Origin of the sequence: Vibrio sp. 947, assembly GCF_033339115.1 — a bacterium.
Classification (GTDB): Bacteria; Pseudomonadota; Gammaproteobacteria; order Enterobacterales; family Vibrionaceae; genus Vibrio; species Vibrio alginolyticus.
Genome location: NZ_JAWOTX010000005.1, coordinates 312,558 through 323,780 on the forward strand (window position 1 = coordinate 312,558; position 11,223 = coordinate 323,780).

An 11,223-nucleotide genomic window follows, 5' to 3' on the forward strand; every position below is an offset into this window, starting at 1 on the left:
GATGTCGGTTTATAGCTGAAAACGCATCAACAAAGGGCGATAAAAGTGCTGAGTGAGCCAGCACAAGCTTTTCCAAATTATGCGTTTGTACCAAGGTAAGTGCGCAATATAAACATAGCTAAATTCAATTTCTGGCCGGGCTTTTCTGTTGCGTTTAAAAGCCGGAGCGCCTGAGCTCATATTAAAGCGACGCTGGTATATCATTGCATGGCGGATGGTATAGGCCGATATTCGACGATACAATGCGAGGCGTTGTGGCTTATTGGTATCGTAGCCAAAAATTGGGCAAGTCATATCATTATCAATTTCTACAATGCCCAACGTAGCCAGCATCTCTTCTTGATAAAACAGTCCCACTAAATGTACTAATTTGTTCTGGCTCACCTGTTTTAAATATTGGGTTGAAAACTGGATGTTATTGAGGCTGTATTTATCAAGGTAAAGCATGTCATATAACTCTTTGGCACGCTGAAACTCTTCATCAGTGGTCAGTGGCCTAAACTGCCAATCTTTATCATTAAGCAGTTTGAAGTCTTTCGTTAAATCTCGGTTGAAGCTGAACGCTTGCCAATCATCAAGTAAATACACTTGTCGTGTTACCAAGCTTTGCCATTTTGGCTGCTTCAATCGCTGAATTAAGTGTGAATGCTGACGCTGGTTGAGGGAGCGAAGCACCAAGGGAAAGGTGGGGTATTGATCGAGTGCGACGCGGCGCAGTTTATCGAGATTTAAGGATTCCCATTGTTCGCTATACATATTGGTGGACAAGCACTGATTGTTGAGCGTTTGGACTTGATCCAATCCAGCCAATGATAAGACTGGTTTATTCATATTAATAAGTCGCTTACATACCCATCGAACAGCCACATTTTTGACTTTGTGAAGCTCTTCTTCGGCGTAGCCACTAAGCAGTGTCATAGGGGACACGGCATAACAGTTGTTTGGTATTTTTGGTGTTACGGAGTAGGGAATGGCAACATCATCGATATAGTAGCAACCAAAGCTTGCTGTGCATTCATCAATGGGATTCGACTGCATAAGAGTGAAAAAAGTTTTATGCCATTCTTGAGAGGAAAGTGTCATGAGTTCAATGCCTCTCCATTCCACTCAATGTCAACGGTAGAAGCGTCGCTCCACTTCGTCTTGTTCTGCCTAGCTAACCGGAGTAATTCAAACATACTCCGGATTTGGCTCCCGGCCGGTAAGTTATGCTGTTGCATCACATTCACTCCAGACCACCAATCTTGCCAAGTTTGAGCCTTGAACAGGGATAATCCACCTTCCGCGATGAGTGTTATTGGACCTAAATGATGCAATCGCTGCTTGGAAGGACTGGTAAACTCCATATTAGGAAGCAGTTGGTTGCATCGAGACGAGAGTAGGTGCAAACCACTGGTGGCTCTTGGGTTACATTCAATCACGTAGAGTTCATCTTGTGATTTGATGAAGTCAAACGACACTTGCCCATGATAAGTATGACGTTTACCAAAAGCTGCGATAAATGTATCTAGTCGTTTGCATGAGATCGGCTGAAAAGCACTGGCGGCCGAGCCGTTTACACAGTATTTCGGCACATAAGCTTGGTGTGCTTTAAGGTCACCATGTTCAAAAATGGCATAGTTACACACCGGAGTCCCATGGACTTTTTGTTGCTGAACCCAAGGGTAAAGGGGCGATATCGTGGCGGCAGAAATAGACTGAGTCGTCACATCTCTTATGACTTGCCCGCCAAACCGAGAGTAAACGGGCTTTAGAACGGTTCTCTTATTAATTTCAATCTCACTTTTATCAGCGACCAAACGAGTTTTGGGAAGTGTAATTTCTGGCAAATCTTGAAGCTGTTCAAAGACGGTCAACTTGTTGTGCAGGGCATTGAGTAGTCCTACATTGGGCAGAAAAAAATCTACTTCTGGGCATTGTTTGGCAACATGAGCCAAGTAATACACTTCTTCACAAGTGGGTATCACCATATCAATACGCATCTGAGTAATGATTTTTAGGATCTGCTGTTGATAGGTGGGAAACGCAAATCGAGGCGAAGCGGTGGGTATATAAGACTCAATGCCTCGCAAAAACGATCCTAGAGGTTTTTTTAGCGAATCGGTGAGAATTACGTCATGTCCATGATGCATACACATGGTTGCCCACTCTAGTGCAACTGGTGCTCGGGCTCCGGTGATTAAGACCCGCATATGTTCACCACACGTCGTTGTTTATTCATTGGCGTCCAAATAGGCGCAGGGCGGTAACTAAATCTGACAGGATCAAGCCGCAATTGGTCAAACAACTTTATCAAGGCTTGATGTATAACCCGATGGTGGTGAACATCCGCTTCAATTTGAATGGCTTGTGACCCTGTTTGGGTGATTCGGTAATCCACGCGACTTTGGGCGGATAGTGTTATAGCGCGGTAGATGAGATCTGGTAACACCGTCACTGGGACCTGGTTTGCGTTTAGCGTGAGGCGATCACCACATCGTCCGGCAATCGCGCCAAGAGGTTCAAATACGCCATTATCCTGTTTATTCTCAATAATATCGTCGAGCTGATAACGAATAATTGGCTGAGTTTTACGACGAAAATCGGTAATGATTGGGCTGTAATGAGTACGTTCGGTATTCAGCCAATGTTTTTCGATGTAAACAACATCTTGATTCCAGCGCATTTGTCCATGCTGATCCGTACATGCAAGAAAACCTTCGGTACATTGATAGACTTCATGGAGTTCGCTGTCGAACCGTTGAGAAATAAAGTGACGGTCACTCTCAGTTAGGACTTCTGCACCAGAAATGATCCGCTGTGGTTGAATTTCGGGTTGACCAAATTGACCGCTGAACTGGGCACAGAGCTGAAGAGCTTGCGCACTACCAACCAAAAGCGTGGGTTGGAACTCATCTAGCTCTTTTATCCATTCTTGGTAAGGTTTGGTTAAATCGGCATAAAAGAATGTAACAGGCCCTTTCGCGACGGATTTATACAGTGGGCTGTTGGCCCGCAAGGCTAGTGCAATTCGGTGCTTTTGCCATAGGTTGGGCAAAAGGCGAGCCAATATATTGCCGGCCCACAGTTGTGTTTCCTGCTTGTCAGCAAGAAACAGCCCGCGCATGCCTGATGTGCCCGAAGAAAGCCCAACAGTAACATCGCCAACTTTCGAAGCGGCAAAGTTGCGTGACTGCTCTGCTTTGAGTGCCTGCTGCATTAACTGTTCAGCATCTAAGCCCTTCGTATTCAACTCTGAAAGGTTCTCCATCATGGTTTGCTTATTCATGATAGGGAAATCACTGAGTGGTGCACCTTGAAGTGAGCGGTAATACGGTGAATGGCGGCATACCCAATCCAAGTGTTGCGTTAAGTGTTGTTGCTGCCATGTTTCGACTTGTTCCCTTGAGCCGAAGGGGCGGTAGCGGGTTCGCCAGAATTCTGAGATAAGCGTTATCACTTCATCCACCCTTCTTTGATTAGCTGCTGGATAGTTCCCTGACAATGTGAAGGCACGAAGCGAACAAAGTGGTGGGTTTGTTGGTAGCAACTTCTCAACTCGGAGAGGGTGTTTTTATAGGCCTTTGTGTCATCGCAAAGCATGTTAGCCAGCCAGTGCTGATCGATATTTTCACTCAAGCTCTCAATTAACCAACATGCATCGGCGAGTAAGAACAGCCAACCTTGGTCTCTTTTAACCAGCAAGCCCACTTGGCCAGCTGCATGGCCTGGCAAGCTAACCATATAAATAAATCCATCGTCGAACATGTCTTTACAGAGCAAATTAACACCTTGGCACTGAGGAAGGATTTGGCTGATTGATACAGAAAAGTCACTATGAATGAATAAGTTAGATTCAAGTTGTGGAGGAAGTAGAGCTTTTAGGTATCCTTTTCTTACGCCTCCAATTCGACCACTTTTAGTAATTGCATCCACCCCTTTTTGTTGGCAATGCAATTGAGAGTGGGAAAACTCAGACACGGCAGCAATGTGATCAGCATGGAAGTGGGAAAGTACTAAGTGTTCAATATCATGAGGTTTGAGACTTTCTTTTGCTAACTGCGCAACAATTCCGTGTTCTTTTTTATAGCGACAAGGTGTTGTCCAAGCATAAAAACGTTCAGGGAAGGGGCGAGTCGCGCTAAAAAAATGCTCGTGATATCCCGTGTCAAACAGGATGTTGCCTTGTGTTGGGTGCTGAATTAACGCAACGGCTGCCGGAAATGCTCTAGGCTTGATACCAGAACCTGGTTTGACAACAAAGCCTGGGTGTACGCAGTGTCCAGCCTCAAAGATTTTTATTTTTAGACCAGTTTGCATACTGCTGTATTCCTTCTTGAATTGAAAAAAGCGGTTGGTAATTCAGTGTTTGTTTCGCCTTGCTGATATCCAGAGTTTGATGATAGTTAAACAATCCTGCGCTGTATGAGGTGAGCCTTGGTTCTGGCTGATGTGGTAAGTGCCTTCGTATTTGCTCACTGAGCTTTAATAATGGTGATACAACGCCGTATGGTAATGATTGTAACGTTACTTTTAGGTTTAACCCCTCACATAAAGCTTGCAGAACAGTCTCAATTGGCATTGGTTCGTTGTTGGAAATGTTGAACACATCACCATGCTGAAGTTGGCCTGCCTGAGTGCAAGCGAGCATCGCTGCATGGGCAACGTTGTCTACATAGGTCAGATCAACCACAGGATTTCTACCCGATGGCAGAAGCAGAGTGTTGTTTTTTATCGCCTTAAGCACTCTTGGGATAATCGCGCGATCATTGGGTCCAAAAATGCCACGCGGTCTTAAAATGATCGCTTTGCTTTGGCCTTTTACGGCTTCAATTTCCGATAGGTATTTTGTGTGTGCGTAATCATTACACCAGTATGAAGCTATGGCGTCGGTTTCTCGAATATTCCAACGGTCTTGATGGTCAAAGTAGACGCTGGTGGAGGAAATATTGATAAAACGCGAGATTTGATAGGTATTAGCCGCATTGACGAGGTTTTTGGTGGCATCTACATTGGCTTGATAAAACGCCTGCCACTTTCCCCATGGGCTTGAGAGAGCGGCACAATGGATGATTGCATCCATACCTTGGCATACCGCATGAACTGCTGAGTGGTCTCTTAAATCGACTATATGTGGGATAACATCGAATTGCTCGGCGAGTTGTTTAGCGATGACTGTATTTCGTGCTGTAAAGTGCAGTTCATGCTGCTGGTGAAACATTCTCAGAATTGCGCTACCCAACATCCCGCTGCCACCAGTGACCAATATCTTCATAGTTTTAGCACTCCCATCCCTAGTGACAACCCTGCGGCGGTGCCAGCTAATAACACATGTTTTCCTGCGGCTTCTGGCTGATTACGCAGCCAGTGTAAGTTAATTGGGAGTGAGGCGGCGACTTGGTTTCCCAAAGTCGAAAAGTGATTAACGGTTTTCTCTGTTGGTAGCCCGGTGAGTGAAGGCAGTTTTTTTAATCCATGCGCGCTGGCTTGATGAGGAAGAAAATAATCAATATCGCTGAATGTTACCGGAGAGGCGTCAAACCCTTTTTTTAGAAACGCTGGTAAGGCTTTACGCACATGTTTAAAGAGTGCTTTGCCCTCCATCTCAAACTGGCAACTTTTTAAATAGGCTTGATGCTCGGAGGTATGCGGATTGATATGACTGCCTCCGCCCTTAATTTGACAAAATGAATACCCGGTATGATGCGTTTCAAAGTGACTGGTGAGCAATCCATCATCGTTGTGTTCTTCGAGCAAAAATGCGGCGGCACCGTCCGCGAATAAGGTTGCAACTTCTGGTTTGAGCGTAAAATTTCGATTCAGTGTGATGCCAGTGGCGAGTTCGCTGGTGACAATAAGAATCCGACGGTACCGTTTTGCTAAGAATAGACTCTGAGCAAGATCAAGCGCAGAGAGAAAGGATAAACAGGTGCTGTTCAAATCAAAGCTTTCTAGCCATGTTGGAGCGTCTAACGCGGCGAGAACCGCTGAGGCGTCGTAGGGTAGAGACTGGTGGTGTGTGCCGCTAGCGTAGATAAGAAGATCAACGGAGCTTAAGGTATGTGTGTTTCCTAAACACTGCTCTATTGCCTGCACTGCCATGTAAATAGCGGTCTCTTTTGTATTGGCTACATGACGATATTCAACGTCGAATTTATTTCGGCTGGTCCCTGGCGCTAATTTTAGGAAGCGATCCATCTCTCGATCAGACCATTGATTCGTTGGCAGGTAGCTTCCACTGGAAACGATGTTAAAGCCCATTATTCTCTATACACTTATTAAAAACGTCGTTCAAAATAAACCACGTTGCATATTGAAGCTATGGCGAGCGAGATGAAAAATAAACAGAACAAAACAAATGGGAGTAAGAGCACGCTTTGGGTGCAATGCTGAGAATGAATTTTCAGGAATGAGCCAGGCTTTGATTTGCTGGCTCAATATGAATAGAGTGAGGGTTACTTCTTGAATTTCGCCAAAATACGATCCAAATGGTTTGCAAATTCGCGTCGATCGGTTTGAGAAAGCGCGGCGGGCCCACCTGTCTGAATTCCGCTTGAACGCATGGTTTCCATAAAGTCGCGGATATTTAGGCGAGCTTTGATGGTGTCTTTTGTATAGAGCTCGCCACGAGAACTGAGGGCTTGAGCGCCTTTAGAGATAACCTCATCTGCAAGCGGAATATCTGACGTGATCACCAAATCGTTGGCTTCTACACGCTTGACGATTTCGTTGTCTGCGATGTCAAATCCCGCAGGGACTTGTAGCGAGTGGATGTTGTCTCTTTTCGGCACAGGGACAACGTGGTTAGCGACAAACGTACATTCAATCCCCGTACGCTCGGCGGCACGCACAATGGTTTCGCGAATAACTTTCGGACACGCGTCTGCATCTACCCATAACTTCATGATGATTTCTCACTGAGTTTCGCTTCTAACTCTTCAATACGAATGACTAGCATTTTTACGGTGCGTTCTAGGGCTTCAAGACGATCATTATCGGTGTGGTGCTGTGCTGCGATTTCAACCTTGGGTACGCGTTGAGCACTCTTCCAACTTTTTATTGCGGTGATTAACGCTGGCATTGGAACTGGCGTTTTCAATCGTGCTTTCACTAACGCTACGGTTGGCTCTTTTCCTTGTTGTTGCAACTGTTCCATTGCCGTTTCTAATTCTTTAGTAACGTCTTGAGTTAACATTTTTAATCCTTAACAACGATATATCTATCATCATACGTTGAGTGCGCTGATTTGGCGAATGGCATTTTGGAGAGTGTAGTGTGAGAGATCTCTTACATAGGTTGTGAGAGAAAACGATTTCGTAAGCGGAAAAAGAGAAAATAAAGAGCTTAAGTTTATGATAAATAATGATTTAACAACTTGTTAACTAATGTGAGAGCCAAATATTTATCTTGGATAGATTGTCTATTTTTGGAAAAGGCGTAAATTGAGAGTTGTCAGCAGGAAGCAGACATGGAACAGGAAAGCACCAAGGATTTGGTTATCGTCAGGAAGACGATTTGGTTGGTCAGGATGATTAATCAAGCATGGAGCGTAGGACATTGTAAGGATACGATCATCAATAGGATGTTGATGACTAAGGATAGACAATGGACCCCTCTAGGATTGAGGTTATGGACAGCATCAGGAAGATGCAAGGGACACCGCTCAAGGAACAAGTGACGTGTGCTAACGAGGAATGTTAGCAGTCAGGATGATAAGGACACCGCTAGGACGGCGACGTAAGGAATAAGCTGACGGAATCAGCCACTATTATGGATGATGCATGGAGCACTTTTAGTAGCCGGACTGCTGCGAGTAAGACCATGACCCCGATACTTATGTGTCGGGGTCTTTCTTATATAAAAACGATATCCAGTGTTCTCATTGAATTAAGCATCTCGATGTTACTTGGGGATATCAATATCACAAAATATATAAACTCCTAATAACACTTAATAAAAAACAACTCAGATCAATATCCTTTCCAACCAGTTGGTTTAACTTTCGGCTTCTCTACAAGGTGTTATGCCCGCAATCATTGAGCATGTTCAGCTCATCGAGTTTGTGATCTGCGGATAGATTAAGTTTGTTGTAATCAAGGAACAGATGTGGCCATAGTAACCAGAAGAATGCTTCTTCTACCCTACAATGAGTCGTTGCAACTAGAATTCGTCATGCTGAATTGCTGTGCGAAAAACCGTGCTGAATTGAATGGTCCGTATACAGTTGCGTCTGCCAAACAGATGTTTGAGAAAATACTGGATGATGAGAACATTTATAGTATGGCAGTGCTAGAGAGCACCAGTCGTGACTATATGGGGCACGTGTTCATTGCTAATCTCGATTCCGAACCTGAATTAGGGTTTATTTTTGATAAATCATATTGGGGTAAAGGGTTAGCAACAGAAGCACTAAAAGCATTTTTCCCCAAAGCGTGCCGTGAATTGGGCTTGAATAAGGTGAAAGCTAACGTGAATAGCAATCATCAAGCTTCTATGGCAGTACTGAAAAAGCTGGGATTTGTTGAAACAAAAGAAAGTAAGGATATATATGGTCCTTACTTTGAAATGGAATTTACAAGCGATGCGGTGGTAGGTGAAAGTTCTGCGGCCTGAAACCGACCATGGTTAACTCTCCTTGGTAGCAATCGTCACCAAGAGATGAAAACTCAAATTGATACACCGTATGCCAACGCCAGACTCCGTCTGGCGTTTTTAGTTTATGGGCACCAAAGGCGATGCTGATTAATTGGAGATCCAATTGCTCACATTTACGCGTGATGGCCGCTTTTGCGAGTTCGGCTTGGCGACGCTGTTGCCAAAACAGGTAACAGAAAAAGCAGAGCCCTAAAATTGCTAAAAGATCACCAATCATTCCTGAACCTTTCTTAGCTTTTTGTTGTTTGTTGTAAGCTTACTAGCGCATTTGCTAGTTCCTCTGATGGGTTTGAATGCAGCAAAGGCAATAACACCATTCTTAACTCTGGCAGCATCACTAAATCGGCAAATAACTGATTAAATAGGGCTTGATTACCGGTTTGAGCTAAACGCAGCAAAAACCGTTCTGCTACCTCTTCATTGGCGAGTAAGTGCCAAGCGCGACCCGCCACACCAATCAATACCTCCTGATGGCTTAAACGAGGGCTATGCAATATCGCATCTAATACTGGAGAGGCGACTTCTGTTGGTGCACCAGCAAGGGCTCGGATAAGTGCTGAAAGTAGGAAGAGATCAGGTTCGCTACTTGCGATTTCTTGCTGTGCCTTTTCCGCGATACGTTCTGCTAAACGCTCTTGAAGCTCTACATGCTCAAGCGCACCTAATAGTGCATAAAGTGGCTCATTTGGTAGGTGGTTCAACGCTTTGCGTATCATTACCCCGTTTTGCTCTTTTTCCAGGCGAGCGGCTATGTCTGTGATACCTTGCAGACCTACAGTTTGCCAATTATCCCAGCCTAAACCTCCAGAGAAGTAATGCTGGGTATGCTCGTAATATTGGCTGGTAGGAAGATTGAGGTTTGCGCGGACCTGGCTATGAAACACGGCCATTTTATCTTCGGAAGGTTTGAAAGTGTATGGGTTGTTAGACAGCTTTTGTTGTTGCTCTTCAGTGATATCATCATTGAGGCGTGTTCCCATAGCCTCTACAACGTATTTAATGAAATTGCCGATATCCGCTTGCTTTAACAAACCACGCTCGTCCAATTCAAACTTTAGAAACCAAATCCAAGGTTGCTTTTGTTCATTCCAATAAGCGATGGCAAGGTGTGCTTTACGCTGCATTGGAAATGGGTAAGGTGCTTGACCTTTTTCTACATCGGTAAACTCTTTTTTAGCGATGGTTTTGATACGGCGACCAAGATCGAAGATTTGATAATCACAGTGGCTGTTGTTCAACAGTTGAGTGAGGGTTTGAATGTTTTCCATTAAATACGACGTCCTAACGTTCTTTTCACAAGAAATGGTATCATTCTCGGCTAATTCAAGGTTCGAGATAGAATTAATGGTAATAAATACTCAATTGGTCGACTTACTTCACCAACTTGAAACGCAGCTTAGAGAGCATAAATTGTGGCAATACACTATGCCTTCAGAGCAAGCCTTACAGAGTGCGGAGCCATTTGCGATTGATACGTTGCATCCTCATGAATGGTTGCAGTGGATTTTTATAGCCAGAATGCACGCACTAGTGAAAAATAACCAACCACTGCCAAGAGGGTTTTCTCTCGAGCCCTATTTTTCAGAAGCGTGGAAGCAGGAACCGCAGTTCGCAGAGCTGCTCGTTACAATCCGAACCATTGACGAACTGTGTAAGTAAACGAATGCTAGAACAAGAACTAACGCGATCTTCAGAACCACTTGAGCTGGAGATCGTTTATCAGGATGAATATTTTGTAGCGGTCAACAAGCCTGCAGGCATGTTAGTGCATCGCAGTTGGTTAGATAAACACGAAACTCAGTTTGTCATGCAAACTTTGCGCGACCAAATTGGTCAGCATGTGTTCCCATTGCATCGTCTGGATCGTCCAACATCTGGTGTGCTCGTGTTTGCGTTGTCGAGTGAAGTCGCATCACAAGTCATGCCGATGTTTGCTGAACATAAAATGGAAAAGACATACCACGCAATAGTACGTGGTTGGATTGAGGAAGAGGGCGTCTTGGATTACGCGCTCAAAGTCGAGTTAGACAAGATTGCGGATAAGTTCGCTTCACAAGAAAAAGAAGCGCAAGAAGCGGTGACGGAATATAAGCCGTTGGCTAAAGTGGAGGTTCCCTATTCGACGGGTAAATTTCCTACAACGCGTTATTGCTTAGTTGAGATGAAACCTAAAACGGGGCGTAAGCACCAACTTCGTCGTCATATGGCACATCTACGCCATCCGATCGTGGGTGATACAACGCACGGGGATGGAAAGCACAACAAGCTGTATCGCACAGAGTTTGATTCTCATCGTTTGCTACTGCATGCTTCAGAGTTACGGTTCGTCCATCCATTTACCGATCAAGAGATTGTCATGACGGCTAATCTTGATGAAACTTGGCAGCAATTGTTCACTCGATTTGCGTGGGATGAATCGATGGTTAACCGATAATCGGTGCAGTTAGATCTAGATAATGATTGGGTACAAATAAAAAGGGTTAGCATCAATGCTAACCCTTTTTTAATATTTTGTGCCGTCCTAAATAAGGTTGACACTTTCCACCCCCAAAATTGGAGAGTGTTATGAAATCAACAACTAAAAGAACT

General features: G+C 44.5%; 13 protein-coding genes. 3 read left to right on the forward strand and 10 right to left on the reverse strand.

The window, feature by feature from the left end:
* Positions 1-9 precede the first annotated feature (9 nt).
* The 8 genes from R7Q39_RS09040 to R7Q39_RS09075 all read right to left on the reverse strand — a co-directional run bounded on the left by R7Q39_RS09040 (position 10) and on the right by R7Q39_RS09075 (position 7,174).
* The gene (locus R7Q39_RS09040) at positions 10-1,083 is read right to left on the reverse strand and encodes a hypothetical protein (protein ID WP_318076005.1); all 1,074 of its coding nucleotides are present in this window, start codon (positions 1,081-1,083) and stop codon (positions 10-12) included.
* The gene (locus tag R7Q39_RS09045; protein WP_318076006.1) at positions 1,080-2,192 is read right to left on the reverse strand and encodes an ATP-grasp domain-containing protein; all 1,113 of its coding nucleotides are present in this window, start codon (positions 2,190-2,192) and stop codon (positions 1,080-1,082) included. Before R7Q39_RS09045 ends, R7Q39_RS09040 begins: the two co-directional genes overlap by 4 nt.
* A complete protein-coding gene (locus R7Q39_RS09050; RefSeq protein ID WP_390509493.1) occupies positions 2,180-3,448 on the reverse strand; it encodes a F390 synthetase-related protein in 1,269 nt (422 codons plus the stop codon). The genes R7Q39_RS09045 and R7Q39_RS09050 overlap by 13 nt, the downstream gene beginning before the upstream one ends.
* Positions 3,436-4,299 carry an MBL fold metallo-hydrolase gene (locus tag R7Q39_RS09055; RefSeq protein WP_318076008.1) on the reverse strand — a complete coding sequence of 288 codons (864 nt, stop codon included), beginning with the start codon at positions 4,297-4,299 and terminating at the stop codon, positions 3,436-3,438. The genes R7Q39_RS09050 and R7Q39_RS09055 overlap by 13 nt, the downstream gene beginning before the upstream one ends.
* Entirely contained in the window at positions 4,268-5,254 is a 987-nt protein-coding gene (locus R7Q39_RS09060; protein ID WP_318076009.1) for an NAD(P)-dependent oxidoreductase, read from the reverse strand. The genes R7Q39_RS09055 and R7Q39_RS09060 overlap by 32 nt, the downstream gene beginning before the upstream one ends.
* Positions 5,251-6,240: a ketoacyl-ACP synthase III gene (locus R7Q39_RS09065; RefSeq protein ID WP_170894013.1), complete on the reverse strand. Its 990-nt coding sequence runs from the start codon at positions 6,238-6,240 to the stop codon at positions 5,251-5,253. Before R7Q39_RS09065 ends, R7Q39_RS09060 begins: the two co-directional genes overlap by 4 nt.
* 194 nt (positions 6,241-6,434) lie before the next feature.
* A complete protein-coding gene (locus R7Q39_RS09070) occupies positions 6,435-6,884 on the reverse strand; it encodes a YaiI/YqxD family protein (protein ID WP_005380310.1) in 450 nt (149 codons plus the stop codon).
* Positions 6,881-7,174 carry a hypothetical protein gene (locus tag R7Q39_RS09075; protein WP_115386247.1) on the reverse strand — a complete coding sequence of 98 codons (294 nt, stop codon included), beginning with the start codon at positions 7,172-7,174 and terminating at the stop codon, positions 6,881-6,883. Before R7Q39_RS09075 ends, R7Q39_RS09070 begins: the two co-directional genes overlap by 4 nt.
* Positions 7,175-8,106: 932 nt before the next feature.
* Here R7Q39_RS09075 and R7Q39_RS09080 point away from each other — a divergent pair.
* Positions 8,107-8,592 (forward strand): GNAT family N-acetyltransferase, encoded by a 486-nt coding sequence (locus R7Q39_RS09080; protein WP_005380314.1) that lies wholly within the window; start codon positions 8,107-8,109, stop codon positions 8,590-8,592.
* Here R7Q39_RS09080 and R7Q39_RS09085 read toward each other — a convergent pair.
* Both R7Q39_RS09085 and R7Q39_RS09090 read right to left on the reverse strand, forming a co-directional pair.
* Positions 8,552-8,851, reverse strand: a complete 300-nt coding sequence (locus R7Q39_RS09085) for a DUF3301 domain-containing protein (protein WP_005380315.1) — start codon at positions 8,849-8,851, stop codon at positions 8,552-8,554. The genes R7Q39_RS09080 and R7Q39_RS09085 overlap by 41 nt on opposite strands.
* A 13-nt stretch (positions 8,852-8,864) precedes the next feature.
* Entirely contained in the window at positions 8,865-9,902 is a 1,038-nt protein-coding gene (locus R7Q39_RS09090) for a DUF3549 family protein (RefSeq protein ID WP_115386246.1), read from the reverse strand.
* Between the two features lie 76 nt (positions 9,903-9,978).
* On the opposite strand from R7Q39_RS09090, the gene R7Q39_RS09095 reads away from it, so the two are divergent.
* Both R7Q39_RS09095 and truC read left to right on the forward strand, forming a co-directional pair.
* Positions 9,979-10,293, forward strand: a complete 315-nt coding sequence (locus R7Q39_RS09095; RefSeq protein ID WP_318076010.1) for a YqcC family protein — start codon at positions 9,979-9,981, stop codon at positions 10,291-10,293.
* A 4-nt stretch (positions 10,294-10,297) separates the two neighbouring features.
* Entirely contained in the window at positions 10,298-11,068 is a 771-nt protein-coding gene (truC, locus tag R7Q39_RS09100) for a tRNA pseudouridine(65) synthase TruC (RefSeq protein WP_170894014.1), read from the forward strand.
* The last annotated feature ends 155 nt before the right edge of the window (positions 11,069-11,223 follow it).